The sequence below is a fragment of the Streptacidiphilus sp. MAP12-16 genome (assembly GCF_041262165.1).
Lineage (GTDB): Bacteria > Actinomycetota > Actinomycetes > Streptomycetales > Streptomycetaceae > Streptacidiphilus.
Genome location: NZ_JBGCBY010000014.1, coordinates 19,310 through 45,921, shown reverse-complemented (window position 1 = coordinate 45,921; position 26,612 = coordinate 19,310). Strand labels below are relative to the sequence as shown.

The following is a 26,612-nucleotide window of genomic DNA, read 5'->3' as shown; positions in this document are numbered from 1 at the left end:
ATGGTCGGTACCCCCGAGCCGGCGGCTGCGGTAGCGCCGTACCCCGTTCTTTCGCATCAGCCGCTCGGCGCTGCGGACACGTACTTCATCAGGGCCGACTACCGCCATCGCAGCGCTGTGGAGTACTTCACCGACAGCGCCGACGACGGCGTCGTCTGGCAACCCGACGTCTACCCCTACACCGCCAGCCTCGTGCTCCGCCACTGCGCTGACGCCGTCATCGACCTCGGCTGCGGCCGGGCGGCCAAGCTCGCTGCCCTGGCCGCCGAGCAACCGAGCTGGAGCTACACCGGCGTCGACTTCGGCCCCAACCTGGCCTGGTGCAGCGCGAACCACCCCTTCGGCGAGTGGATCGACGCCGACCTGGAGAAGACCGAGCACCTGCAGATCGACCCCACTCTGCTGCGAAGCGCCATCATTGTCTGCTCCGACGTGATCGAACACCTCCTCGACCCGCTGCCGCTCCTCACCCTCACCAGAAGCCTCCTGACGGACGGCTGCCGCGCCGCGGTGTTCTCCACCCCCGCACGGGAGTTCCGCAGCGGCTACGACGCCCCTGGGCCACCCCGGAACACCAGCCACGTGCGCGAATGGGCCTGCGACGAATTCCAGGCCCTCCTCCGGCATCACGGATTCGAGATCCATTACGCCGGGCTGACCAGGAGCGACGACGCTTCCAACGGCATGTCCACCCAGCTCGTCACCGTCGGGCTGCCGGAGGTACGCAGATGAGCGCCGAGAGCGTTCCCAAGGGCAGCAGTCTGCGCGTGGTCCACCTGCCCGCACGCACCCCGTACGCCCGGAAACTGAACGGCGCAGGGATCCACGCGCTCAACGCCTACAGCGCCACCGAGCTGCCCGAGATCAGCCCGGGCGTCACCGTCCCCCCAGACGTCACCGCATCCTGGCTGCTCAGCCACACCCCGTTGGACTGGCTCGACGTCCTCCACCTCCACCACATCGACCTGGAGACCCCGGCCGAACTGGAACGCCTCCTCGACGCCTGCGCCCGTGCGGATGTCCGGGTGGTCTTCACCGCACACGACACCCAGCCCATGATCGACGGGATGGACTCCTTCGTCTGCCGACTCGGACTGCTCCTCGCCGCCGAGGTTCCCTGGATCTGCCTCACCGAAGGCTCACGAACCGACCTGGCCACCATCCTCGGCGCCAAACTCCCGGCCGCTGTCATCCCGCATGGCTACGTCGTCCCGCCCGAGACCCTGCGCCACCGCGCTCACCGTCCGGCCGGCGCAGGAGTGCGCTCGCTGCTCTACGGCGCCGTCCGTGCCAGCCGCGACCAGGTCTCGCCCGTCGTCAACTGGTCCCTCTCCAACAGCGACGCCAGCCGGGCCCTGCATCTGCTGCTCCGTGCTGCCAGCCCGGCCGACTTCACCAAGGGCGCCACCGGCAAGCTGCCGATGCTGCTCGACGCAGCCCGCAGCGACCCGCGCATCAGCATCACGCTGCGCCCCTACCCAACCGACGCCGAGCTCCTGGAGGCCGCGCTTGGCAGCGATCTCCTGCTGCTCCCCTACCTCTGGGGCACCCACTCCGGGCAGCTGGAGCTGGCCTTCGACCTCGGCCTCATCCCGGTTTGCTCCCGAGTCGGCCACCTCCCCGAGCAGTTCGAGCTGCACCGACAGCACGGCCAGGGCGTCCCGGAGCCGGAGTGGTTCGACTGGACGACCGGCCACCCCAACCTCTTCGGCGAGCGCTTCCTGGCAGCCCTGGAGACCGCGACCACCCGAGCAGCTGCCACCCGGCGCCGCATCGACCACAACTTCCTGGATTACCGCGTCCACGAGCACGAGCGGGTACTCGCCGCGCACCTTGCCCTCTACGAAGGCGGCACACCATGACGGGCGGCCAACCGTCTGTGCCGCGGATCTCGTGCGTCATCCTCTGCCACAACTACGGGCGCTACCTCGACCGCGCCATCACCAGCTGCCTGGACCAGGAGCCTGGCCCCTACCAACTCCACGAGATCATCGTCATCGACGACGGCTCCACCGACGAGACCCCGGAGATCTGCCGACGCCACCACGGCCGCATCCGCGTCGTCCGACGTCCACGCCAGGGATTCGGCCAGACACTCACCGACGCCGTGCTCCTCACCGAGGGCGACTGGATCGCACCGCTCGACGCCGACGACTGGTTCCACCCCGCCAAGCTCCGCACCTGCGCCGAAGCCATCACCCCCGGCTGCCTGCTCATCGACCACTGGGAAACCGTCGTCGACGCCGACGGCAACCCGCTGCTGCCCGAGCCCCACCCCGGCGGCAACACCAGCACCCTGCTGTTGCAGCGTGCCGCTGCTCTATCCCTGCTGCCCGTCACCAACGAGCTCTACTTCCACGCACTGCGTGATGCCGGACAGGGCCTCACCCTGACCGAGCCCCTGGTCAACTACCGGATACACCCAGCGAGCATGACCGACCGGGAGCGCAATGGCGCCTCTCAGTTCTACCGCGCCGACATCTGCACCGGGCTGGCCGACCGGCTCACCGCGCTCGCCGCCTCCGCACCGCTCTGGACCACCAGCACCGCGCTGCACCGCGCCACCCACAGCTACCGCGCCCGCGCCGCTGGCCACCTCGTCGAAGGCCACCTCCAGCAGCAACACCGCCTCCGTACGATCCGCCCTCTGGTCTCGCTGCTCCGCCACACCCTTCGCGGCCGGGCGCCCTTTGGTGCCTGCTGCCGCGCGATCGTCAGCGTCATACGCAACCAACCGCTGGTGCCATCCCCACCAGCAGCAAAACGGAACGTAACTATTCAAGTGCAGTGAGGTACAGCCCGGTGCTAGAGTCACCTGCCCTCCCAAGCCCTGCTGGCCACGCCAGCACACAGAGAACAAAGGAGCGTAGCGACGCCATGAGCCGTCTCAGCGAGTCCGTAGTCCGCGCCATGGGGATCCTCAAGGGATCGGACCTGGCGGCGGACTATACGGTCGCTCGGCTCCTGGAAGAGACGTATCGCCGCCGCTCCCTGGACTTGTCCGACCTCTCCCCGGCGGAGCAGGCCGCGCTGGTCGAGGGCCGCGCAATCAACGTCATCCCGTCCGCCTCGACGCTCGCGGACCGGATCAGCGCCGCCCAGGCGGAGGGGCGACCACTGGTGATCAAGTACGGCATTGACCCGACGTCGCCCGACGTGCACCTGGGCCACTCGGTGCCGATCATCATCGCGTCCCGGTTCCAGCGGATGGGCCACCACGTCGTCTTCATCATCGGCGACGTCACCGCGAAGATCGGCGACCCCTCCGGCCGCTCCTCGGAACGGCCGCCGCTCACCGACGCGGACATCGCCCACAACCTGAGTGGCTACCAGCAGCAGGTCACCCCGTTCATCGACTTCGCCCGCGCAGACCTGCGCTTCAACGGCGAGTGGCTGAACAAGGTCAGCCTGCCCGAGCTGGTCGGCATCCTGGCCCGCGTCCCGGTTTCGATGACCCTCCAGCGCGAAGACTTCCGCAGCCGCCTGGCCGCCGGCGACGGCCTCTCGGTCGCGGAGTTCGTCTACTCCGTCGTGATGGCCCTGGACTCTGTGGCCATCACCGCGGACGTCGAGCTCGGCGGTGTTGACCAGCTCCTCAACCTGCAGATGTGCCGCAGGGTCATGGAGATCCGGGAGCAGACCCCGGAGGTCATCATCACCACCCCGCTCATCGAGGGCACCGATGGCACCGGCGCCAAGATGAGCAAGTCCAAGGGCAACTACGTCGGCCTCTCCGCCTCCCCGGACGACATCTACGGGCGCCTAATGTCCATCCCCGACCACCTCGTCGTGCCCTACCTAAAGCAGCTCACCGAGTGGACCGACGACGAGATCGCCACCATCAGCGCCCGCCTGGCTGATGACACGGCGCATCCCATGGCCGTCAAGCGCATCCTCGCCGGCGAGGTCACCGCTGCCCTCCACGGCCTGGAGTCCGCGGAGGCCGCCCGCGCCGAGTTCACGGCCCGCTTCTCCAAGCGGGCCTTCGGCGATACCCAGAACCTCCCGTCGTTCTCCCTCAAGGAGCACGCCGGCACGGCTCTGGTAACCCTGCTTACTGAGGTCCTGGCCTTCGCTCCGAGCAACTCCGCCGCGCGCCGCGTCGCCGCCCAGAATGGCCTCCGCCTGATCGCCGAGACCGCAGAGGGCGATCAGGAGACCACCGCCCTGGACGAAGACGCCATCCACCAGCCGCTCGCCGCCCTGATTCCCCAGGCGAGCGCCTCAGTCGAGGCCACCCTCTATCTCAAGGCTGGCCGAAAGGTCGCCCGTATCGAGGCATGACCGCAGGCGGGGCTGTGGTTGGGCTGTAGGGCCCGTCACAGCCCCGCCTCTGTCGAGAGCCGCGGACACCGCTTGCTTTGATCGATTGCTGCAGAGCTTGTCAGTGGGGACGGATATCGTTGGCAAGTCGCCCGTGTAGGGATCACTACAGCGACCGGTGGACAGCAGGATTCGCATGGTGGCATGTCGATGCGAATGAGTTGAAGGCCGAGTGACCAGCAGGAAGAGCGCGGCCCTCGGGCCGCCGCCCTTTAACGAGCAAGGACACCCCCAACTGATGGCAGTGACTCAGCAGGAGATCCAGAACCGGCTGTGGGCCGCCGCCGACGAGCTGCGCGCGGCGATGCCTGAAGCGCAGTACTCCTCGGTCGTCTTCCCGCTGATGTTCTGGAAGTACCTTTCGGACACCTGGGAGCACAACCACCAACAGTTCCTGGCCGCGTATAAGGACCTGGGGAGCCTCTCCGTCGAGGAAGCCCGCGAGATCGAGTACCGCGACCACCAGTCGTTTGAGATCCCGTACATCAACTCCGGAACAGTCCACGAGCGTCGCGCTTCCTGGTCTTCCATCCTCGCTACCGTCACCCAGCCCGGCCTCGGCCACCGGATCCGTTCCTCCCTGCAAGCCATTGAGACCGCCAACCCTGACAAGTTCTCGCGCTTGTTCGGGTCCATGACCTGGACCTCCGAATCGGTGCTGTCGGGTGACGTCCTGGCGGCGGTCATGCGGGAGATGGACCGCACCCCCAAGATGCACGAGGGCAACATGTCCTACGACGTGCTCGGCGGGGCGTACGAGTACCTGCTGAAGCGGTTCTCCGACGGGTCCGGCACCCGGGCCGGACAGTTCTTCACCCCACGGGAAGTCGTCCAGCTGATCGTCGAACTCCTCAACCCCAAGCAGTACGAGTCGGTATACGACCCCACCTGCGGGTCGGGCGGGATGCTCATCGCCGCCGTCTCATTGCTGAAAGCTCGCCACGAGCGCGCCTACTCGCTCAGGTTGTACGGCCAGGAGGCGGTGCCGGATACGGCGGGTGTGGCCCGCATGAACCTCTTCATGCACAACCTGACGGACTTCAAGGTCGAGGTGGCCGACACCTTGAAGGACCCGCGCTTCAAGAAGCCGGACGGGTCCATCGCGCAGTTCGACGTGATCGTCGCCAACCCGCCATACAGCCTGAAGTGGAAGCCCTGGAGCAAGGACCCCCGCGCCCTCGGAGGGATCGCCCCGCAGTCGACAGCGGACTGGGCGTTCGTGCAGCACATGATCGCCAGCATGGATCCGAAGAAGGGGCGCGCTGGCGTCGTGCTGCCGCACGGGGTCCTCTTCCGCGGCAGCCAGGAGGCAGCCATCCGCCAGCGGGTTCTGGATGACGGCCTACTGGAAGCCGTGATCGGCTTGCCAGCGAACCTCTTCTACTCGACTTCTATCCCGACTTGCATCCTTGTCTTCCGTGCCCCCGGCACTAGGGCCGAGGGACGCCGGGATGGCGTGATTTTCATTGACGCCTCCAGGCGATTCACGAAGGGCAAGAACCGCAACGTCCTGGATGCGGCAGACATCGCCGACGTGGTGAGCGCCTACGGCTCGGGCGTCGATGCGGACAACAACCTGGTGCCCCCTGACGGAGACAGCGGACTGGCGGCACGATTCGTCCCCATCGCGGAGATCGTGTCGAATGGATATGACCTCAATCTTGGTCGGTACATCAAGCAGTCCGCCGCCGAGCAGGAAGACCTCGGCACGCTCATCGATGCGTACAACCTCGCCAGGGCAGAACGTCAGAAAGCCGAGGAGCACATGCTCGCTGTGCTGGCGAAGGCCGGGATCGAGGGCTTCGATGAGTGACGGTTACCCGCTCCGTCCGCTCGGAGACGTGATGCGTCTCGACATTCAGCGCACACCGATGCTGCCCGCAACCTCCTACCGTCTGGCCGGGGTCCTGAACGCGGGACAGGGGCTTGTCGCCAAAGGAGAACTCGACGGCGGGGATACAGAGTACGCGGCAATGAACGTGCTGCGCGTCGACCAGGTCGTGATGCGGAAACTGACGGCGTGGGAAGGCCCGATCACCGTAGTACCTGCAGAGTTCGATGGATTCGTCGCCAGCAGCGAGTTCCCGACATTTACGCTTGGTCCGGAACTGGTGCCCGATTGGATGCGGTACGTCTGCAGCTCACCGCGACTGTGGGCAGAGATGAAGAACCGGGTGAGCGGGACAGTTCAACGGCGTAAGCGCCTAAACCCAGAGCAGCTCTTGCGGATCGAATTCCCGATCCCACCTCGCGAAGTACAGGCAGGGATCGTCGAGATCCTTGACGTAGTTGATGCCCAAATTTCTGCACTCGAGACTGAATCCGAAGCCCTGGAGAGGATTCTGGCATCCGTTCGCTCAGACTTGCCAGAGATGGATCATCAGCCCGTCGGCGACGTACTGCTGGGGATCGACAGTGGCAAGAGCGTCGAGGCTGAGGGTGAGGCCTCCACTGAGGACAAGTATCGAATCCTAAAGCTCAGTGCAGTGCAGCGTGGTTGGTTCAAGCCGGGTGAGGCCAAGGCGCTGACAGATGACACTTCTTTTTCGCCGAGTCATGTGGTGAAAAATGGGGACCTGCTCATCACGCGCGGCAATACGCCGGAGCGGGTTGGCTTTGTCGCCGTCGCGAGAAACGTGTCCCCAGGTACGTTCATGCCTGACCTCATCTGGCGGCTTCGCGTGGACGAATCTCGCGTCTCCACAGATTACCTTGAACATGCTTTGTCGTCACACGAACTTCGGACGCGCATCTCTGGTACTGCTGGTGGGACGAGCAGGTCGATGGTCAAAATCAACAAGCGCGGTTTCGTCACTCTTCAGCTGCCTATCCCGCCGCTTCCTGAGCAGGGTGAGTACGTCCGACGGTGCAACGCTCTAGCCAAGGGGATCACGGCGATCCGTGCTGAGGAGGCCCGTCTTCGGAAGCTCCGAGAGGGACTGCTCTCGGGCCTCTTGGATCGCACGATCGACATCGAGTCTGCCGAGTTGGGGGTCTGAGCTGTGGCCAAGGGCATTCGTGAGCGTGAGTTCCAGAATCTGATGATCCAGTGGTCTCTCCCGATGGGCTGGGGCTTCACCGCGGGCAGGTCGCTGCCGCGTACGACGACACAGACCGTGCTCACCAGCCACCTTCGGGACGCCATCATCCGGCTCAACCCCGGGGTAATCGGCACCTTCGACGTCGACACGGTGGTCGAGCAGATCGTCGCTGAGGTCAACAGCGTCGAAGGCGGACTGGTACGGGCGAACGAGCAAGTGCTCCACCTGCTCCGTGGGCGCAAGGAGTACCGAGACGCTGACGGCGCCTGGCACGCCCTGAAGGTCATCGACTTCGACCACCCGACGACCGGGAACACCCTCGTCGTCTCCGACGAGGTGACCATCACCGTCCCCGGCAAGACTTCCCGCCGCTTCGACCTCGTCTACTGGGTCAACGGCCTGCCCTTGGTCGTGGTCGAGGTGAAGTCCCCGACGGCGAAGTCCGAGTGGGCGGACGCCGCCCGCGAGATCAACGACGTCTACGCTGCCGAGTACCCATGGTTCTTCACTCCCAACGTCTTCGCCGTCGCCTCCGACGGGGTGAAGATGCGCTTCGGTGCCGCCGGCGCTCCCATCAACCTGTGGCAGCCGTTCCGCTCCACTGCCGACGACGAGAACCTCTCCGGTGAAGCCGACCTGCGCCGCTCCGCCGAACTGCTGTTCAACCCCGCCACGATCCTGGACATGCTGGAGAACTTCGCCCTCTTCGACACCTCGGGCGGCGGCCCAGACACGAAGTACCTCCCGCGTTACCCGCAGATGGAGGCCGCGCACCTGATCCACGAGCGGTTCCTGCAAGGCGGAAGCAAGGGCCTGATCTGGCATCACCAGGGTTCCGGGAAAACCCTGCTGATGGTTTTCGCCGCCTCGCTGCTGCTCGCCGACACCCGCACCGACTCGCCCACGATCATCCTGCTCTCGGACCGGACCCAGCTCGTCCGGCAGACCTCCGGGGTGTTCACCTCCGCGATGGGTGACGCCTACTTCCACCAGCCCGCCACCAGCCAGGCACTGCGATCCCTGCTGGCCGACGACGTGCGCGGCGTCATCTCCACCACCGTCCACAAGTTCGCCGACGCCGGCAAGGACCTGTCGACCCGAGACAACATCATCGTGCTCGTCGACGAAGCGCACCGCACCCAGTCCGACAAGAAGAAGTCCCTGGCCGGGCAGATGCGCGCAGCGCTGCCGAACGCGAGGTTCTTCGGCATGACCGGCACACCCATCAGGAACCTGGCCACCGACACCTTTGCCCTCTTCGGTGAGGAGGCCGACCCCGGCCGGGTGCTGCATCGGTACTCGGTGTCCCGGTCCCTGCTCGACGAGGCGACCGTCCCCGTAATGCTGGACTCGCGCCCGGTCGATTTCGAGATGAACGACCAGGAACTCCAAGCCGAGTTCGACGAGTTCGCCGACAACTTCGACCTCGACGACCCCGACCGTGAGGCACTGTCCCGCAAGTTCGGCCGCCTCACTTCGGTGTTCGCCAACCCCGAGCGCATCGAGGCCGTCTGCCAGGACATCGTTGACCACTACTTGGCCGGGGCCTACCGCAACGGCCTCAAGGCCCAGGTCGTCGCCTACAACCGCGAGCTGGCCGTGGCATACACGGACAAGATCAACGAGCTGCTGGCCGGCTTCGAGGCGAAGCTCGTCCTCGACAAGTTTGCCAAGCACGAGCGGATCACCGCTGAGGTCAACATCTCCGTCTCGGACGCCAAGAGCGAGGTAGCCGCCATGCGGCAATACCAGCTCTCCGAGACAGAGGAAGAAGAGCAGAAGCGGCGATTCCTCGCCCCGGACGACCCGCTGTGCTTCCTGGTGGTGACCGCGAAGCTGATGACCGGCTTCGACGCGCCCAACGAGGGCGTCCTCTACCTGGACAAGCCGCTGAAGGCGCACAACCTGTTCCAGACGATCACCCGCCCGAACCGCACCTGGGTGTCCCCGACCGGATTCGTGAAAACGTCCGGAGTCGTCGTCGACTACATCAGCCTGGCTGAAGAGGTCCAGCGTGCCGTCGCCGACCCCACCGCGGAGGGGGCCCGCAAGGGCGGCGGGTTCGTCACCGACGTGACGGAGCTGGTCGCAGAGTTCCGTACCACCTTCGCCCGCATAGAGGACCTACTCGTGGACGTGGACGGGCTGGACCTCACAGTCCACGGCTACGAGTCCGTGCGAGCCATCAACGCCTTCCTCGATGGTGACCCTGCCGCCGCCGAGGCGTTCGCCAAGGACTACCGGCTCTTGGCCCGCCTCTACCCGCTCATCACCACAGACAAGCGGGTCACCAAGTACCGGGACGGCTTCGGACTGTTCGGGTCCGTTTACACGACCCTGTTCAAGAAGTCCTCCGACGAGGAACGCAAGGAACGGCTCAACGAGCTGGGCCCCATGGTCCTGGAGATCATCAACGCCCACGTCCATTCCTTCTCCGTAGCCGCCTCCCAAGAGGAAAGGCTTGTCCTGGACGCCCAGGGCATCGCCCTCCTCAAGGAACTGCTGGCCCTCGTCCGCCCCAAGCCCGACAAGGACACCGACGAGGACACTCCGCCAACCGCGGCAGAGATCCTGGACCGCATCAAGGCCGCCCTCGACAAGGGCGTCGAACCCGGGTCCGCGAAATACACCGCCCTGGCAGAGCGGATACGACAACTGCGGGACCGCATCATCCAGAACGCCCAGGACGCCCTCCAGTTCCTGGCCGAAGCACTCCAGGTCGCCCGGGCCGTCGTCGACGCGGAGAAGCACCCCGACCAAGCCGTCGTCGTGCTGGACGACGATCGAGTAGGCGTCCTGTCACGGATCATCCACGACCACGCGCCGCCTGGTCTCACCGTCACGGAGAGGAACCTGGCCGAGGAGATCGATCAGGTAGTCACCCACACGCTCACCCGCTCCTGGGACAACGCCGACGCCCGCAATCGAGGTGCCCGCCGCGCCACCGCCGCCGTCTTCCGCCGCTACACGCTGAAACCGGTGGGTGAGCCGTACGACTCCACCGTCGCCTACATCGAAGCCCACTACCTCGTCGACTGAGCCGGGAGCGGAAGTCCGGCAGCGTGTGGCGTCTTCCGGACCTCGCTCCACTGCTCGGCCTTGCCGCTACGAAGGTCGGTTGACGGCACAGGTCAGACGCATGGCGGCAGGCACATGAACCGAATGCTCAATCGATCCTGACATCGCACATACGGAGGGGAAACCGTGGGGGATCTGGCCAAGGCAGTTGCCGAACTGGAGCTGCAGCTTGAGGAGGCGCGAGAGCTGGGAGCTATCGCCGAGCGCCTCGACACCGAGATCGCAGCAAACCTCGATGAGATCGATAGCGTCGGGAGTGCCGTCCGCGAAGCGCACTACGAGTTGGACAATCAGATCGCTGAGCATAACTACGCGGCTGTTGAGGAGTCGGTCAACTCAGTGGTGGGCCTCATCGACCCACGAACGATCCTGCCTGCGGTGGATGCAGTACTGCTGCTGACCGCCATCCGGGACGACAGGGCGCTCCCCTCCCGCGCTTGGCCTCATGCATTCGACCAGGAAGCGGAGGCGGACAACTCGCCGCTCCTGACTCAAGAGCAGCTTGATGCGCAGCAGGCCACCGAGTTGGCCAATGCGGCCGAGGACTGGGAGGCGCACTGGGGCGACACGGACTGGGACGAAAGCCAGCGGGACGATCAGTGGGCTACGGATCGTGCCGAGCATGAGAACGACGCCCTGCGCAACGTCGTACGCACCGCGGCGGGCAACATCGAGAAGATCATCGAAGGGATCGGCGAAACCGTCTGGCCGGACCTGGAGAAGGCACTGGGTGCCGGCGACCGAGACGGCGCGATCCAGCATCTACTGGAGGCCCTAAAGGCGGCCCAGCAGCTGCCCACCGCATATCAGTTGTACGAGGTCAACTTGTCTCGGCTGTACACATCGTCTCCCGGCTCGCTGGGAGCAATGGGTGAACACCTCATGGGCGTCGAGACATGGCTGACCATCCGGGGGCAGAACGGCAGCGACAGTTGACATCGCGCTCAACCGTGAACTCCTAGCGGGACGACGAGGGCCGCAGCGGCCCGGCAACCTCTGGCGGTTGCCGGGCCCGGGGGCACGACGGTCGGCCCCAGATGCAGCTGCGTCCCTACGGTTCCTCACCGATGGGCTCGTCCCCGGCGGTCTCCTCGACACCGGGCTCCGCATTCAGGGCCTCTTCGGGAGCGGCAGTACGTCGATACTGCGGGTGGTCAAGGTCCATCTGCTTCGCAGCGTGCAGGGGGAGGGGGAAGCGCGAGCGGCCGTCCCAGAACTGGGTCTGGTGGCAGAGCTTCGCCGTGGTGATGGCAAGGGCCTCCTCGGAAACTCCGGCAGCGCAGGCGAGCGGGTAGATCTCGCTGGCGGTCATGGAGTACCAGTTCTGCGGCATCTCCCCCTTGCGCCGGTCCTCCTTCTTGTCGGACATGACGGAGACCTGGGCATCCCAGCGCGTGTACTTCGAGCCCAGCCGGCCTACTCCGTTCCCGTCGAAGGCTCGTGGGACATTGCAGAGGATCCACGCCGGGGTGCCGAAGTCGGTGGTGACCTGGTAGAGCGTGGTCGCGGTGTCCTGCTCCACCGGCTCGCTGCTCTTGGCCTTGGCGAGACGGGTGGTGCTCACGGGCTGCGGTACTTCTTCGCCGTCGATGTTGATGCGGATGACGGCCTGCGGCCTTTCGTCCCGGCTCAGTGTGGTGCCGGGGAGCCAGTAGCGGCTGGTTCCGTCGCCGGGCGAGCCTCCCTGTCGCATGTTCTGCAGCCCGTCCCACATCCGTCGGGATGCCTGCTCGTCCACGGTGACCACGTACGGGGTGCCGTCGAGTTCATCGGCGAGGTCGGCGAGAGCGCGTTCGACGGTCTCGGCCGCGTCGTCCCAGCGCTGCCGGTAGGTCTTCCTGTCGCCTGTTCCCTCCGGATAGGCGCTGGCGTGGAAGGCAGGTTGGGCGAAGTTGTATAGCTGCCATTCGGGCCGGGTAGAGCTCCACCCGAGCATGGTCCAGGTGCCACCCGCTGCCTGCGGGGGCACGAGGGCAGACGCGGTGATGACGACCTTGGGCTGGCTGAACTCCCCCTTACGCCGGTTCTGCTGCCGGATGTGGATGCCGACATGGGCGATGCGGTCGACCGGGTATCCGGCCTTCTCGGGTCGCAGCGCGTCCGCGATGCGGTCATCGACGATGCCGAGCGACCGGTATAGGTCGAGAAGGGCCATCTCGGCGGGGTGGTCCTTGGCCTTGGGCTTGAAGACGACCCCCTTCTCGTCCTTGCCGCGGAGGTACTGGGTGGGGACGCCGAGGTCTCCGAGGAGGTTCCTGGTCTGGGGCTTGGCATCGAGATCGTCCAAGCTGATGCCCGCATGCTCCTCACCCACGGCCGAGGTAGGGATCTCAGTCTCGCACCACGCTGCGACCAGCACTCCGTCCTGGGAGCGGACCGGTGCGCTGGTGGCGGCCAGTGCTTCCCTGCGCCCGCCAGAGGGGCCGGGCTTGAGGAAGTCGGCGGCCTCGTAGAACTCCGCGACGATCTGGTCGCCATGCAGTTGGAGCTCCTGGCCGTTCTTCGGGTTGAGCCCTGCGGGGTTGAGGTCGAAGCTCTTGCAGAAGGTGTCGAGCATCCGCAGCCGGGCGTCGTCCTCGTACCAGAGGCAGAGGATGCGCAGCTTCTTGAAGCCGGCGGCCTCGACGGAGGCGAAGATGGACTCCGAGGTGGGAAACAGGGTGCCGCGCTTGCGGATCGGACCGAGGGTCTTGGGCTCCGGATGTGCCTTGCGCTCGGCCTTGCGGCGCCGCTCTTCCTCCTTGGAGATGTTCTCGGGGTCCGTCGGCCGGTGCGGCAGGCTCATCCGCACCTCACGCGCTTCCAATGGCACCGCGTCGGCGTCGAAGACCTTGGTGAAGTGCTGGTGCAGGAGGCGCAGGTGTTCCATGCCGGGACCTGTGCCGATGGGGAAGGAGAAGTTCTTCGGCAGGATGGGCCAGACCTGGCCGGGGTGCTCTCTCGGGAAACGGGGCGGCTCCTTCCCCTCCGCCTTCGCCTTCGCCACCTCGGCGAGGAGCTTCTGCTCCGCCTGCGACCGCTTGTCGATGGTACGCAGGACGGAGTAGTCCATCTCCAGGCGGCCGAGGGCCTGCAGCGCCAGGCGGTTGATGGTGCGGGCGCCGCCGCGGCCATTGAGGGCGACCTCCAGAAGCGGGTGGTTCTCGCCGGGTTGCTCGGCGAGGGCGGTGGTGGAGAAGACCAGGGAGGAGGAGATCCGGGTCACCCGGGATGTCAGCAGCAGGACGGGGTTGGCGACGTTGGGCAGCGTCTTCAACGTGAGAGCCGTCCGGGAGAGGGCGTAGCGACCGCCCTGCTCGTTCGTCCAGGGGTCGTCGAGGGCCACCAGGCCGCCGGTGGTGTCGGGCCGCAGCTTGACGGTCCGGCTGTCGGAGATGGCCCAGGGCTCGGCGGCGAGCTGCTGGGCGAGCTGCCAGTTGACCGTGCGGTAGAGCCAGTTGGGAGCCGTGGGTTGAGCGTTCTTCGTGGTCTGGAGGTAGGCGGCCAGCGAGTACTTGTGTTCGGGGGTATCAGCGAACCGCTTGGCGAGTTCGGGGGGAGCGGTGAGGTCGATGGTGCTGACGTCCTGGCCCAGGGCGAGGTGGTAGGTGAGGGTGAGTACGCGGCGGAGCTGCTTGTCGTCCAGAGGATTGAGCGAGGCGAGGAACGGGGCGCGGCGGTCGGGGTCGAAGTAGACGTAGCCGCCGCTGGTCATGTTGAGGACGGTGGTGGCGATGGAGTAGGGGGCCTGGGCCGAGTCGTTCCTGAACTTCTTCTTGCAGAGCCGGTCGAAGTCGTCCCAGAGCTTCCAGGTCGCCTCGTCGAAGTGGCGCACGTGGACTGCGGCGTCGCCGACCAGTTCCGGGGTGCAGCGGAAGGCGAGGGTGTTCAGGTACTTGCCGGGTTCACGGTCCTGCTGGGTCACGTGTTCTCTTCCGTCTCTGCTCGCTCAGTTGCCGGGGTGGCCCGGGTCGTGGGGTTCGATGCCGGCGTAGGAGAGGAAGGCGTTGAGTGCCTCCCCGTACAGGTCGTTCATGCGCTGCCGTACCTGCGGCGTCCATTGGGAGTGGATGCGTTTGAGGACGGTTTCCAGGTCGGCGCTCCAGGTGTCCTCGTGGAAGGCGTAGTCGACCATGTGCAGAACGGCTTCGGTGCCGCCGCGGCGGGCGCGGCCGGCAAGCTGGATGAGGTCGACAATCATGCCAGCGACGACCTCCTCCTGGAGGGATTTGTGCATTGCCGTGAATTGAGGAGCGGTACGCAGTAGAAGCGCGAGACGGTCCCAGGCCGCGCCCCTGGCCTCGGTCAGGGCCTGCGATGGGAACGGGCTGCCACCCGCTGGCAGGGCTCGCAGTCCGGCGGCGTTGATGCTGCCGTACATCTCGGCGGGGTCGTTGAGCAGGGCGAGGGGGCGCACGCACAGGTAGACGGAGCGGACTGCTGAGCGCGTGCCCTTGACGATATTGAGTCCTCGGGCGATCAGCGACAACGGCACGACCAGGATCTTCCCGTGCCGGGGGAAGTCTTCGAACTCCTCGGCGGTCAGCCGTACCGCCACGTTCTCCCGGGGCAGCTCGGGGTTGGGGCTGTGCAGGTCTTCGGCTCTCACCGCCAGACAGAGCCCTCCGTCGTAGCGCCCGGCCCGGGCGATGCCGCGGGCGAGCCAGGCGCACTGTTCGTAGGAGTTGGCGACGACCAGGACGTGTGCCCGGTCGGGGTCCTTAGCGGCGGTGCGTTCGAGCTCGCGGTGGATGTACTGGTCGTACAGATTGCTGCCCAGCTCGATGAGTGCGTCCTTCTTACGGCTGGGGTGGGTGCCGGAAACCTTGATGGCTTCGCCGAAGAGAGGGTGGCCCTCGCCGTAGTCGATGCGGTGCTTCCGGGCCCGGATGGACTTGGCCTGGGCGTCGGTCATCCACCAGCGCACCGGGGCGTGCAGGTGCTCCCGAACCGCCTGGGGGAAGTACGCGGTGGCGGACAGCCCCATCACCGGCCGCTCGACGCCGGCCAGGATGAGCGAGACGATGCCGCCCAGCTCGGCGGTGAAGGTGTGCGGGTCGCCGGCGATGGTCTGGGCGACCAGGGCGGCGTTCTTCTCCTTGTCGTCGAGGCCGGTGACCCGGTAGCCGGTGATCGCCCGGCCCAGCATCCCGAGGGGCAGGACGGAGGCGACGGCGCCGGACTGCAGGTCTTTCGAGATCTTCTGGGCTGAGCGCAGACCGGAGGAGCGATAGTCGTGGGCCTTCTCCTGGAGAGCCGAGAGGGCTTCGTCCAGCTCGATCATGGCGGTCCGGGTGACCAGTAGGTTGATCGCCTGCGTCCGCTGGTGGGGGTCCTTGACCGAGTCCGCGAGGAGGCGGTGGAGTTCGAGCTTGACCGCATCGAGCAGGTGTTCGCCACGGGGCGCCACCAGCGCGCTGAGCTCGCTCCTGACCTCGTGCCAGTCGGGTTCGAGCAGGCTCGGTTGTCCGCTGAGCGGGTCGGGGCGCTGGTAGCGGGCCGGCATCAGCGCGTTGAGCCGCTGGAAGTACTCGACGGGGATGTCCGCCCCGTCCGCCGCCGCGGTTTCGGGCCAGAGCAACCGGAGCAGGGTGCGGTCCCGTCCGCGGGCCAGGTGCCAGCGGGTGCTGGTCTGGTCGGGGATGCGCGCCTGGGCCCGGTCGTCCTCCGTGGCGTGCAGGCTGAGAGCGTTCTTGCAGATGCTCAGCAACAGGAACTCGGCCATGAGACGGACATGGCTGACAGCGGGCAGCAGGCTGTGCTCGTCGTCGATACGCAGCCGCTTGGCGTCGGTGTCCATCTCCTGGGGCGCAGCCGACCAGTGCCGGCGGGAGTGAAGGATGATCTCGCTGGCGCACTGGTCGACGGCTCGGGACTGGAACTGGTCGACCTCGTCGATCACCACGGCGTGGCAGGTCCGCAGCGCGAACTCGGCGACGGTCATGCTGCGTACGGGGCGGCCGTCCAGGTTGACGCCGATCTTCAGGTTGCTCTTCATGAACGCGTAGTGGTTCATGATGACGACATTGGCGCTGGCCGCCTCGTAGACGGGGGTGAACTTCCCGCAGGTGGGGATCCATGGGCAGGCTGCCGATCCGACGCCCTGGCGGTACAGGGACAGGCACGGTTCGCGTCCGGGCGGGTAGTCGCCGGTGGATTCGAGGAACGTCCTCTGGGCGCATCCGTAGGCCAGGGGATCGATGTCTCGTTGGGCGCGTTCGCCCCACTCGCCCGGTGCGTCCACTGACTCCTTGATCAGCGAGGCGAGCTTGAGGGCGCGTTCGTGCATCCCGGAGGACGACATCAGGTGCGCGCACGTGCGCTTCTGCTCGATGATCCCGGAACGGTGCAGGTGGGCCAGGTCCTCGCGCACATTCCAGGTCATGGCCAGACATGCCTTGATGTCAGGCAGGACGATGGCGATGCGCAGGTCGTTGGCAGCGAACCAGGCAGCCATCACGCGGACCAGGACGCTCTTGCCGGTACCGGTGGGTGCGTTGAAGATCTCCATGCCGCCGGCGGTCAGCGACAGGGCCTCCTCGGGAGACACCGTGTCCGAGGTCTTCAGGACCTTGAAGAGCTGCCCGAGGGTGCTGTGCAGGTAGCGCTTGTCCTCCGGGAAGCGCATGTCGATCTCTCTCGCCAAGCGCAGTAGTTCCGGCGTGGGGATGCGCTGGTCGGGCTGGTACGGCACGGTCGAGACGCTGGGCAGGCTGTCGTGTCCGGATGCTTCTGTGAACTGTGGGTAGGTGGGGATCTGGAGGCGTCCATGGATCTGGCCTACGTTCTTGACGAAGATCTCGCGGGTGAGCCAGGTGCCCGGCCCGGCGAATTCCGCAGGCTTGGGGCGGGCGCTGGGGCGCCGGAATCGGCTGGTCAGACGGTCGACGTAGCCCAGCGGATCACCGCCGAGCCTGGGGAACGCGGAATCCGCAGTGAAGGGGTCAGTGCCCACAAGCTCGAAGGGGCCCATCACCGGGGTGCTGCTGGTTCCGTCCGCGGTGAGCGGTGACAGCAGGGTGCGTGCCGCCACGGAGAATGTGCGGACGTCGGCGAGTTCGCCGGGGGCGATGGAGCAGACCATGGCGATGCGCTGCTTCTCGTCGTGAGGCAGTTCCTTCCACCGGTCCCAAGCCCGGTACTTCCCCGAGACCAGGGACGCCGCCTCGGCGAACGGGGCCGCAGTGCGGATGTCCCCGTCGACTGTCTTGGGAAAGTAGTGGGCCGCAAGGGCCAGCGCCGAGTACACGGCGGTCTCTGCGATCGGCACATCACTCATGTCCAGCTCACCCCAGCCTTCGCGCAGACCAATTCGCCGAACTCGGAGGCAGCAGCCACCCGCATGCCGTACTTCTCGCACACCCCCGACAACAGCGGGACCTGGCGGGCCCGGTAGTCCGGTACCACCAGCCACTCGGCGCCGCCGCGGTCGCCTTCCTGGGCATGGATCAGCTTCGCCAGCGTCGCAGCCGAGGTGTAGTCCTTCACGTCGACCCTGAACGGCACCTTTTTGCCCCGCTTGGGCCCGGCCTCGACCAGCAGGTCGTAGGAATCGAGCCCTGGCCACAGCTTCACCTTGAGGCCGCGCTCGACCAGCCGGTCGTACAGGGACAGCTCAGGAAGCCCGGGAACGGTGGTGTACCGCCAGATCCCCCGACTAATGGCCTTGTGCCCGGCAACGGGCACAGCCAGCGGAATGTCCCCGACGTCCGGATACAGCACCGCCTCACGGCCCACCGGTCGGGCCGGCGACGGTTCAGGCAGCAACTCGGGGGCGCTGGGATTCGTGGTCGGCCGGAACAGGTAGGAGGCACCCATGTCCGCGTGCGGAGCGTGCCAGCAACGGACCGCTCCAACCAGAGCGCCGCTGTTCTTCCGAAGGACGATCCGCATCGGCCACCGGCAGACCGGGCACGGGAACCACCAGCCCTGGAACTGCGAGTTGTAGGGGATCTCTCGGTAGAAGTCCGCGACCAACGGGGGAAGCCGCAACTCGCAGAGGTCGTCGACCGCACCGGCGGGGAAGCGGATCAGGTCCGACCGCCCGGCCTCGTAGACGGACTGGTCACCCTGCTTGTGCAGAAGCGTGAATGCGGTCTCCTGGTCGATCTCCGACTGAAGTTCTCTGTCGCTCACCACCCCCGCGGTCTTGTCGAGCTTCCGCAGCGTGTGTAGCAGCATCCGCTGCTCAAGATCGAGATCGAAGGCGTCCTCCGTCACCTGCCCATCCCGGTCGACGACCAGCATCCCGTCCAAGTCCAGCGGATCCACGCCGTCGGGTAGCAGGGCAGCGAGATTCTCTCCGAGCGCGCGGCGGAACTCCCCGAACGGCAGAGGAATGCCGGGGCCGCGCGCCGCATGGAGAGTGCCATGGCACTCCATCAGCGTCGCCAACCTCTGCTGCGGCTCAAGTCCGGGTTCGGTCACAGCCTTTGCGGCGCGCAGAGCGGCCCGAGTCACCAGGTAGCGAACCCGGACATCGCCGAGCCCTTGCGTGCCGTTCTCCGTTGAACTTGTCACAGTCATGGAGCGTAAGCGGCACCTCTGACAATCGGGCCGCCCAGGGAGAAAAGGCACGAACTACGGCGCGTCGCCCGCCAATGCTTCGAGTCCCGTGGTATTAACGCTCGGATAGAGCTCCCGGTAGACGTCCAGGTACTCCGCGACGTGGCGCCGACCGAGCTGGGTCAGCCGCCAGCGGTATTCCGAGACGTACGTCCCCTCCGGTGCCATAACCGGGACAGAGTCCACAAATCCACGGCTCGGCTGTGCCCCGGACCTGCCCCGGTAGCCCACACCGATGAAGAACAAGGACCGGCCGGCGAGTTGGTCATCCTCCAGCCCAACAGGTTCCGCGGACGCGACGCGGGCAACGACTCCCCATAGCCACTCCGAAAGCAGGTGCGGCGCAGGATCCGGCTCACGCGGCTCACCGAGCCCGGCCCGCGCAGCAGCGCGACCACGCCTGGTGATCTCCACCATGACCCGGCCCACCTCACCGACGGCCGGATGTTCAACCGAATCCTCGCTGACCACCAGCAACCCCCGACGCTCCAACGCGTGGACTGTCGAGCCGGCGCCGGGGTCATGAACTCCACGTTGGCGAAGCCGCTCCTGCAACCGGGTGTAGCCGACAGCCGACGGAGCAGCCCTCAACGCTAGAGGCAGCCTGCGCCACTCAGCGGCCCTGGGCACCGGCAGCCGCTGGAGTCGCCGCATCCACATCTCGGTCTCGGTCATCCGGTCATCTCGCATGACCTCCCCCAGGTAGATCTGCTGACGCTCATTCAACGAATCCCATGTCGCCAGGGCAGCTCTCGAGGGTGCTTGCTTCTCCTTGGCCGACAGCACGGGAGCAGGATCGTCCGGTCTGGTGCGCAGCCATGCGTCGAGAACCATGCGCACAGGAACGCCGTACGCCTTAGCCAGGGGGCCGAGAAGTCGCCCCGTCACCTCGGGGTCCTGCCAGTGCCGACCCTTGACCTCCCCTCCGTGCTCCAGCGCGGACACCTTCGGAGCGGACACACACAGCTCCCTCCCCGCAGGCGAGGTCTTGAGAAGTTCGGTGACACGCTCCAGCGTCAGCCCTGCGGCATACCTGAGATCGACCAGCGTCTCCTGACCACGCGCTGCGCCCATGAGCGCGTCGACCCTGCAGCCGAGCGCGGTCGCCAACTGCTGTAGGCGCAGGGGAGTCGGGGTGTGACGTCCTTCCTCGTAGAAGAAGATCATCCGAGGTGAAACGCCAGCTCGGGTGGCCAGTTCCGCGCGGGAGAGTCCGAGCTCGACGCGGCGAGCCACCAGATGTCTCGGATCGATCGAGCGCAACGGAGAGGGCATGACCTCCATAGAAGTCGCATGAAGACTTCATGGCAACAGTGCCGCACCGACTGCCCGGGCCTATGTCTCAATGCGCGATTAGTGGTCCCCGGACTGTCGCCGCCAGCACGGGCTCCCGGCTCCACCGTCAGGTGAAAGACCCGCCGAAGGGATCTCTCAGTTGAATCCCGACGCCCTGGCAGGTGGCATCGGAGCAGCGGCCGGATCACCCGCCGTCGGTCGCCAGGGGCCCAGAACGCTACGACATCGCCAGTCCACCGAAGACCCTGGCAGCCAGTGGCGCCACTGCGAGCAGCATGAACAGCGGCGGGTACCTGCCAGCAGCCGCTGCCAATCCGCGCTCGACGCCGAGGGCTACCTCGCCGCCCAGGCCGACGACCTTCTCGCAGCAGCACTCGCGTAAGTCGCCCTGATGAGCCAAGCCGGTCTGCTTACAAATCGGCTGCTTATGGCGCTTCGTCTTCGTAGAGGGCGAACGGGTGGACGTGCCGGTCTTTGTTGAAGGGCGTAAACCAGTTCTTGAGGCCCATGGGTGCGATGCCGAGGTGGGCGGCGGCGGGGTCCTGGTCAATGCCGTCCATGGAAGGGTCGTACAGCCACTCGTGGTCCATGTCCTCATAGACGCCCTCCGCGAAGCACTCCCAGGCGGTGGCTACGTCCTGGTTCATGAGGCCGTACAGCTCCAGCGTGACCTCGGCCGTTTGGAGGAGGAGCCGGAGCAGGAGTTCCTCGGCAACACAGTTGAGGTTCTCGAACCCGGGCTGGGTCATGCGTCCGGTGAGGGTGACGGCGGTGACCACGAGGTGGCGGGCGAAGCGCTCGTCGTACTGGAGGGAGAACTGGCTCGGCAAGCTGTGGAGCTGCGTCATCGGGCCGTCGCACTGGGCCGCGTTGGAGCTCTCCTCCGTCAGTACCGCCAAGTCCATGAACAGCTCATCCAGGAAGATGTCCATGGAGTAGGCCAGTGCGCCGGCCGCGAGCTCGGCAACCTCATGTGACACCAGGGGTTCGCCTGGTGCTTCATCGTCTTCCTCGTCGGGCTCGGTGAAGTGGCCGAAGGAGGCCACACCGAATGCGGCGAGGACGGGGGCCAGGGCACAGATCCTGGCCCGAAGGGCCTCCCGCTCCTCCTCGGAGAGCCCACTGGGAGTGGTGCCGTCTGCAGGGTGTGCGGTCAGACCGGAGGGGCTGGCGGAAGAGATACCGGGTCCGTCGGCCTCGTCCAGGCTTTCCTCGGCGAGGTCCGGATGCAGTTCGACCTCGCACTTCGAGACCACCCATTCGCCGAGCAGGTCGGAGCCCTCCAGGATCTCGTCAGTGACCGCGCGAACAGCCTCCTCGGCTTCCTCCAGCGATGGAGCATCGACGACGACCTTCAACAGGGCGCCCGTGGGGTGGACCGCCAAGAACGATTCGAGCAGTTCGACCTCGGAGCCATCCTCGCCTTCGATGGTCTCAACCGCGTCGAGCCCACGGCGAAGCAGGTAGATGACGCCGGCGCGTTGCAGGGCATCCAGCTCGGGGGAGTCTGCGGGCGGCTCGGTGTCCACGCTCACGGTGTACTTCACGCTCCCCAGACTGCCCGAGTACGGGGCGAACGCGTGTGGGAACGGATGACTCGGCTCGCGGGCCCTGTCGGGTTCGGCCAAACGGACACGGCCAGTCAGCTGGGGGTGGGAGACTGCGGGCGTCCTACACCATGCCGGGTGTGGCAGGATGGAGAGAGGCCGAGAGGCTGGGAGCGGCCACTGTGAGGCCATGATCAGACCGCGTGCCAGATCCGTGCCAGATACCCCGGTGAACAGGGGTCAGCAGGGGACAAAGAGACCGCGCCGAGCGGGCAGCCTTTTCCACTTCGCAGCAGGTCAGAGGCCCTACGCCAGCCAAGCTGGCGAGCTTCCCAAGCTCAGAGCGCGAGTTCGATTCTCGTCACCCGCTCCATGGAAAATCCCCAGGCCAGAGGCTTGGGGGTTGTTTGTTGTCCAGACCAATTCAGGCGTCGCGCACCAGATTCGCACCAGATGCAGAATCGGCCCGATCGGACGACGCCGGACGGCGGATCCTCTTCACCGCGTCGTCGATCCCCGCCGCGATCTTCTGGTCCCGCTCCGCCGTGGCGTGCTGGTAGATCATCGCGGCCCTCACCGAGGACTGACCCATGCGCGCCATCAGCTCCTTAAGGCTCGCCCCGGTCGCCGCAGCCAAGGTGTTGCCCGTGTGGCGAAGATCATAGAAGCGGAAGCCGGGCAGCCCCGCCGTGTCCCGAGCCTTGCGCCAGATCCGGCCGAAGGACGAACGCCGGAACGCGCCCCCTTCAGGCCCGACGAAGAGCAGACCGTCCGGTCCCTTCTCCGCGAACCATTCCAGGTGACGCCGCAGGTCCGTCAGCATCACCTCGGGAATCGTCACCGAACGCCGCCCGGCATCCGACTTCGGATCACCCAGCACACGCCGGCCTGTCGTCAGCTCGGGCGCGGCCTGACGAACACTCACCGTCCCGGCAACCAGGTCGATGTCCTTGCGGCGCAGCTCCGCCAGCTCCTCCGGCCGAAGTGTGGTGAACGCCGCCATCAGCACCAAGGCACGCCAGCGCGGGCCGACCAGCTCCGCCAGCTCGTACACCTGGTCAATGCTGGCGGTCGTGCGCTCGGGTGACTTCTCCAGACCAGCACCCTTGATCCGGCAGGGGTTCCGACGGATCAGCTCATCGTCGGCGGCGGTCGCCAGCACAGAACTCAGCAACCGGTACGCCTTGGCCGCAGTGATGCGCTTGCCCGAGGCCACCAGCTCCGCACGCCACGTGCGTATCCGAGGCGGGGTGATCTCCAGCAGCGTCCACTCACCGAAGAACGGTGCCAGATGCAGCCGCAGCAGGCGGCGGTACAGCTCCTGCGTGGTCGGGCGAACGTCCCGCTCGGCGATCCACGTTTCGGCGTACTCCAGGAAGTTGACGTTCCCCGCGTCCGGGTCGCGCCAATCCCCCCGCGAAAGGTCAGCCTCCATCTGCGACAGCCAGACCTCAGCCTCCTTCTTCGTTGCGAAGGTCTCAGGAGAACGCCGCTCAAGACCGTCCGGACCGAGATAGCTCGCGGTCCACCGACCAGACCGGTACTGCCGAGTCGAGCCGAAGCGGCGACGGAAGCCCTTGGCGTTCCCCATCAGGCAATCCTCCTCACTCGACCACGGCGAACCGCCGGTTTCACGGTGTTGGCTGCGATGTATTCGCGTACGGCGGATTCACGGATGCGGACGTGTCGGCCGACGTGGACGAACTCGATGCGCCGTTCGGCGATCAGCCGCCGGGGGAAGCGCTCCCCCGAGTCCTCCTTGGTTCCCAGCAGCTCAGCTACCTGAGCCACCGTCAGAAGTCGATCCATGTGCGCCCTCCCTCTCTTTGGCTTGCAGTTCGCGCTTCATGTCGTGGTTGAAGGTGAGTTCTTCGGCGATGCCTGCGGCGAGCAGGGATTCGCCGGGGGTGAGTCCGGAGCCGGCGAAGGCCCAGTGGGTGAGGACGAGGGTTTCGGCTTCGGGTAGGTCGTCCAGGTCGGGCAGTCCTTCGGCGAGTAGCCGTTGGCGTAGGTCTTCGTGGGCTTGTTCGGCGCGGAAGTCGGCGCGGATCTGGCGTAGGGCGCCGAGGGTGGTGGAGTAGGCGGGGGATTTGCTGGAGAAGTGGCCGCGGAATCCGAGCATGTGGGACCAGTGCGCGAGCAGGCGTTCGGGGTAGTGGTCGTCCAGGTCCCAGCAGGTTTCGATCAGTCGGCGGGTGTGGTCGGGCAGGTCGTGGCGTGCGATTTCGTGGCGTTCGCCGATTCGGCGGTCAATGCTCTCGGTCGCCTCAGCCGATTTGGTGGCGTACTTGGCAACGTAGGAGGCCACGGCTTGTTCGGTGATGACGGAGCCGTCGCCGAACGCCTTGATCGGGCGGACGTCGAGCTGTGTGCCCCAGCGCAGGATCCGGGAGGGGTACCCGGTCCGGTCGGGCAGTTCTGCGGAGGCGTCGAGGGGGACGAAGGTGCGCAGGGCAGCCGAGCGGATCGAGCGGTCGAGCAGGGCGACCGTGGCCCAGGGCGGGGGTGGGGTGTCGGCTCCGTCTGGTCCGTCGATGCGGATCACTGCGTGGAAGTGCACGGCCCCGCGGCGCTGGTACTCCGCGACCTTGCCGAAGGAGATCCGGGCGTGGTCGGCGAACTCTTTGCGGGTCAGGCCGGCGGCGGAGGCGAGTTCGCGGCGCAGGTAGATGGTGAAGCGGCGCCACAGTTCGGGGGCGTGGTTGTTCCACAGCACGGCGTGCGCGTAGTCGTAGCGCTCCACGTCCAGCGGTGTGCCGACCAGCGGATCAGCGGGTCCGTGCTGTCGTCCGCAGCGGCAGCTCCCGTGGTCGGGCCGGTTGTGGACCGCGCCGAAGGACGGGGCGGTCAGGGTGGCGAATACCCGGGGGTGCGAGCGGACTGAGGCGGGGATGCCTTTGGTGTCGTCGCCGACCAGCCCCGCGCGGATCAGGTGGTAGGTGTCGGCGGCGTAGGTGCGGGCGCAGGAGGGGCAGCGGGAGGCGCGTCGGTTGCCGCAGGCCACCCTCAGCCGGTTCCCGGGCTCACCTTCGGTGCTGTAGTGGTGCAGGGTCTGGCGGGTGGGTGCGTGCAGCAGGGTGCGGAAGCCTTGCAGGTGGATCGGGTTGGCGCAGCCGCCTGTGCGGCGCAGTTGGTGGATGAGTTGGGGCAGGTCGCCGCGCGCGCACAGGCGGCCCAGGTCCAGCGTGGCGGCGTACTGCCGCTCAGCAGCGGCTGCGGTGAGGGTGGGTGTGGTCATGGCGTGGTCCGGGGTAGCTCGGTGCCGGTGACGGTTTCGACCAGGGCGGAGATGAGGATTTCGGCGGCGGGCGGGGTGACGGCGTTGCCGTACTGGCGCACGCGTTCGCGCTTGTTGCCCAGCACGGTGTAGGTGGTGGGGAAGGACATCGCCCGGCCGATCTCGTACGGCTCGAGCATCCGGAACAGCACCTCGTCCAGGTCGCCGGTGCTGCCTGAGGTCAGCGCGTATCGGTCGCGGGTGGGCAGGGTGCCGACCGGTTGGGTGGTCGGGCGGGCGCGGGCGGTGCCGTAGTAGGGGATCAGCAGGTCGGCCCAGCCGGCCGCTGGTTCGGTGGAGGTGACCAGGCCGTGGTGGTTTCCCGACGCGGTCACGGTGGCCAGGGCGTCGGTGACCGGGCGGGCGTCGGAGTGGCCGCCGCGCAGTTCGGCGATGAACGGGCACCAGGCCAACCCGGTCTCGTTGCGCGCGGTCTGGGTGCGCAGCGGCTCACCCGCCGACGTGGCGACCTTGCCGTCCCTGCCCTCGACCGGCACGAGCAGTGGTGGGATGGCCAGGGCGTCGTTTTCGCGGGTGGTGCGGGTGGCCATGGGGGCGGTCACCGGGGCCGCGTCGGCGCGCCAGGTGCCACCGGCGGGGACCACTAGGGGGTGGGCGTAGCGGGCCAGTCCGGCGCAGATGCGGGCCAGGGTCTTGTCCGCCAGGACGCGTTGCCGGTCCCCGATCCTGCGCCCGGGGAGCGTCCAGTCGATCGCGGCGGCGGCGGGCAGGACGTTGGGTTCGATCACGGCGTTGCGGCAGGTCACGTGGGGGCAACGGTAGGCGTACTGCTGGCGGTAGCGGCCCATGTCGGCGGCAGGGCGCTTGAATGCCTGCACCGCGTTGACGTGCTGCTGGCAGGTCGGGCACCACGCGGTGGGGCGCAGCCACTTGTCCCAGGCCGGGGTGCGCCCGAGGTCGGTGCGCCAGTAGGCCAGGTAGAGGCGGTCGCGGGACTGCGGGCAGGGGTCGGTGAGTTCGGGTCGGGCGTGCATGGAGTTCAAGGCCACCAGGCGGGTGCGGTAGCCCAGGGTGCGGATGTCGCCCACCCAGCGCTGCCAGTCGGTCCAGGCGCGTACGTCGACCACGTTCTCCACCACGCCGGCGGCGACCGGTCGGCCGCGGTCGGCCATGGCTTGCAGGTAGCGGGGGACGTCCCACATCAGTGCGCGGGAGCGGTCGGTGGCGGGGTCGGGCAGGGTGTCGCCGAACAGGTCGGGCTGGCGGTCGAAGTCGCGGCGTACCCCGCGTGCGTTGGACCACTTGGGGCACTCGGGCGAGGCCCAGAACAGGTCTGCAGCCGGGAAGCGGGCGACGTCCGCGTCGTGCAGGTCGCCGATGAAGTGCTCGGCGCCGGGGTGGTTGGCGGCGTGGGAGGCGATCGCTTCTCTGCACTTTGCAAGTCGGGGTCGCCTGCGGCGTCGCTCTAGCAGCTGTGCGACGATCGCCAGATGTTGCGCAGCCTTGAGATCACTGCGGTTCTGTCCGGGCTTGAGAAGGTTCACC

General features: G+C 66.9%; 18 protein-coding genes. 8 read left to right on the top strand and 10 right to left on the bottom strand.

Going from position 1 to position 26,612, the window contains the following annotated elements; translation table 11 throughout:
• From ABIA33_RS19910 to ABIA33_RS19875, 8 genes are all read left to right on the top strand, one after another.
• Positions 1 to 732: a methyltransferase domain-containing protein gene (locus ABIA33_RS19910; protein WP_370083554.1), complete on the top strand. Its 732-nt coding sequence runs from the start codon at positions 1 to 3 to the stop codon at positions 730 to 732.
• A complete protein-coding gene (locus ABIA33_RS19905; protein WP_370083552.1) occupies positions 729 to 1,862 on the top strand; it encodes a hypothetical protein in 1,134 nt (377 codons plus the stop codon). The genes ABIA33_RS19910 and ABIA33_RS19905 overlap by 4 nt, the downstream gene beginning before the upstream one ends.
• On the top strand, positions 1,859 to 2,791 hold the full coding sequence (locus ABIA33_RS19900) for a glycosyltransferase family 2 protein (protein WP_370083550.1): 933 nt from the start codon (positions 1,859 to 1,861) through the stop codon (positions 2,789 to 2,791). Before ABIA33_RS19905 ends, ABIA33_RS19900 begins: the two co-directional genes overlap by 4 nt.
• An 86-nt stretch (positions 2,792 to 2,877) precedes the next feature.
• Positions 2,878 to 4,284, top strand: coding sequence for a tyrosine--tRNA ligase (tyrS, locus tag ABIA33_RS19895; RefSeq protein WP_370083548.1), 1,407 nt, complete (start codon positions 2,878 to 2,880; stop codon positions 4,282 to 4,284).
• A gap of 211 nt (positions 4,285 to 4,495) precedes the next feature.
• A complete protein-coding gene (locus ABIA33_RS19890) occupies positions 4,496 to 6,136 on the top strand; it encodes an N-6 DNA methylase (protein ID WP_370083546.1) in 1,641 nt (546 codons plus the stop codon).
• Positions 6,137 to 6,167: 31 nt separating this feature from the next.
• Complete coding sequence (locus ABIA33_RS19885; protein WP_370083805.1) at positions 6,168 to 7,322, top strand: restriction endonuclease subunit S; 1,155 nt, start codon at positions 6,168 to 6,170, stop codon at positions 7,320 to 7,322.
• A gap of 3 nt (positions 7,323 to 7,325) precedes the next feature.
• Entirely contained in the window at positions 7,326 to 10,403 is a 3,078-nt protein-coding gene (locus ABIA33_RS19880; protein WP_370083544.1) for a type I restriction endonuclease subunit R, read from the top strand.
• A gap of 165 nt (positions 10,404 to 10,568) precedes the next feature.
• A complete protein-coding gene (locus ABIA33_RS19875; RefSeq protein ID WP_370083541.1) occupies positions 10,569 to 11,378 on the top strand; it encodes a hypothetical protein in 810 nt (269 codons plus the stop codon).
• A 115-nt stretch (positions 11,379 to 11,493) separates the two neighbouring features.
• Here ABIA33_RS19875 and ABIA33_RS19870 read toward each other — a convergent pair whose 3' ends face one another.
• The 10 genes from ABIA33_RS19870 to ABIA33_RS19825 all read right to left on the bottom strand — a co-directional run bounded on the left by ABIA33_RS19870 (position 11,494) and on the right by ABIA33_RS19825 (position 26,611).
• Positions 11,494 to 14,346, bottom strand: coding sequence for an RNaseH domain-containing protein (locus ABIA33_RS19870; protein ID WP_370083539.1), 2,853 nt, complete (start codon positions 14,344 to 14,346; stop codon positions 11,494 to 11,496).
• A gap of 24 nt (positions 14,347 to 14,370) precedes the next feature.
• Positions 14,371 to 17,700: a hypothetical protein gene (locus ABIA33_RS19865; protein ID WP_370083537.1), complete on the bottom strand. Its 3,330-nt coding sequence runs from the start codon at positions 17,698 to 17,700 to the stop codon at positions 14,371 to 14,373.
• On the bottom strand, positions 17,697 to 18,941 hold the full coding sequence (locus ABIA33_RS19860; RefSeq protein WP_370083534.1) for a hypothetical protein: 1,245 nt from the start codon (positions 18,939 to 18,941) through the stop codon (positions 17,697 to 17,699). Before ABIA33_RS19860 ends, ABIA33_RS19865 begins: the two co-directional genes overlap by 4 nt.
• 60 nt (positions 18,942 to 19,001) lie before the next feature.
• Entirely contained in the window at positions 19,002 to 20,270 is a 1,269-nt protein-coding gene (locus tag ABIA33_RS19855) for a helix-turn-helix domain-containing protein (RefSeq protein ID WP_370083532.1), read from the bottom strand.
• A 229-nt stretch (positions 20,271 to 20,499) separates the two neighbouring features.
• Complete coding sequence (locus tag ABIA33_RS19850) at positions 20,500 to 20,682, bottom strand: hypothetical protein (protein ID WP_370083530.1); 183 nt, start codon at positions 20,680 to 20,682, stop codon at positions 20,500 to 20,502.
• A gap of 25 nt (positions 20,683 to 20,707) precedes the next feature.
• Positions 20,708 to 21,829: a hypothetical protein gene (locus ABIA33_RS19845; RefSeq protein ID WP_370083528.1), complete on the bottom strand. Its 1,122-nt coding sequence runs from the start codon at positions 21,827 to 21,829 to the stop codon at positions 20,708 to 20,710.
• A 424-nt stretch (positions 21,830 to 22,253) separates the two neighbouring features.
• Positions 22,254 to 23,420 (bottom strand): tyrosine-type recombinase/integrase, encoded by a 1,167-nt coding sequence (locus tag ABIA33_RS19840; protein ID WP_370083526.1) that lies wholly within the window; start codon positions 23,418 to 23,420, stop codon positions 22,254 to 22,256.
• Positions 23,420 to 23,638: an excisionase family DNA-binding protein gene (locus tag ABIA33_RS19835; RefSeq protein ID WP_370083524.1), complete on the bottom strand. Its 219-nt coding sequence runs from the start codon at positions 23,636 to 23,638 to the stop codon at positions 23,420 to 23,422. Before ABIA33_RS19835 ends, ABIA33_RS19840 begins: the two co-directional genes overlap by 1 nt.
• Positions 23,604 to 25,067 (bottom strand): replication initiator, encoded by a 1,464-nt coding sequence (locus ABIA33_RS19830; protein ID WP_370083523.1) that lies wholly within the window; start codon positions 25,065 to 25,067, stop codon positions 23,604 to 23,606. Before ABIA33_RS19830 ends, ABIA33_RS19835 begins: the two co-directional genes overlap by 35 nt.
• Positions 25,064 to 26,611: a DNA cytosine methyltransferase gene (locus tag ABIA33_RS19825; protein WP_370083519.1), complete on the bottom strand. Its 1,548-nt coding sequence runs from the start codon at positions 26,609 to 26,611 to the stop codon at positions 25,064 to 25,066. The genes ABIA33_RS19830 and ABIA33_RS19825 overlap by 4 nt, the downstream gene beginning before the upstream one ends.
• Position 26,612: the final 1 nt, after the last annotated feature.

Coding starts and splice junctions, on each gene's coding strand:
- ABIA33_RS19840 (WP_370083526.1), bottom strand. CDS start 23,420: ATGGGGAACGCCAAGGGCTTCCGTCGCCGCTTCGGCTCGACTCGGCAG.
- ABIA33_RS19835 (WP_370083524.1), bottom strand. CDS start 23,638: ATGGATCGACTTCTGACGGTGGCTCAGGTAGCTGAGCTGCTGGGAACC.
- ABIA33_RS19905 (WP_370083552.1), top strand. CDS start 729: ATGAGCGCCGAGAGCGTTCCCAAGGGCAGCAGTCTGCGCGTGGTCCAC.
- ABIA33_RS19830 (WP_370083523.1), bottom strand. CDS start 25,067: ATGACCACACCCACCCTCACCGCAGCCGCTGCTGAGCGGCAGTACGCC.
- ABIA33_RS19900 (WP_370083550.1), top strand. CDS start 1,859: ATGACGGGCGGCCAACCGTCTGTGCCGCGGATCTCGTGCGTCATCCTC.
- ABIA33_RS19855 (WP_370083532.1), bottom strand. CDS start 20,270: ATGGAGGTCATGCCCTCTCCGTTGCGCTCGATCGATCCGAGACATCTG.
- tyrS (WP_370083548.1), top strand. CDS start 2,878: ATGAGCCGTCTCAGCGAGTCCGTAGTCCGCGCCATGGGGATCCTCAAG.
- ABIA33_RS19865 (WP_370083537.1), bottom strand. CDS start 17,700: ATGAGTGATGTGCCGATCGCAGAGACCGCCGTGTACTCGGCGCTGGCC.
- ABIA33_RS19910 (WP_370083554.1), top strand. CDS start 1: ATGGTCGGTACCCCCGAGCCGGCGGCTGCGGTAGCGCCGTACCCCGTT.
- ABIA33_RS19885 (WP_370083805.1), top strand. CDS start 6,168: ATGCGTCTCGACATTCAGCGCACACCGATGCTGCCCGCAACCTCCTAC.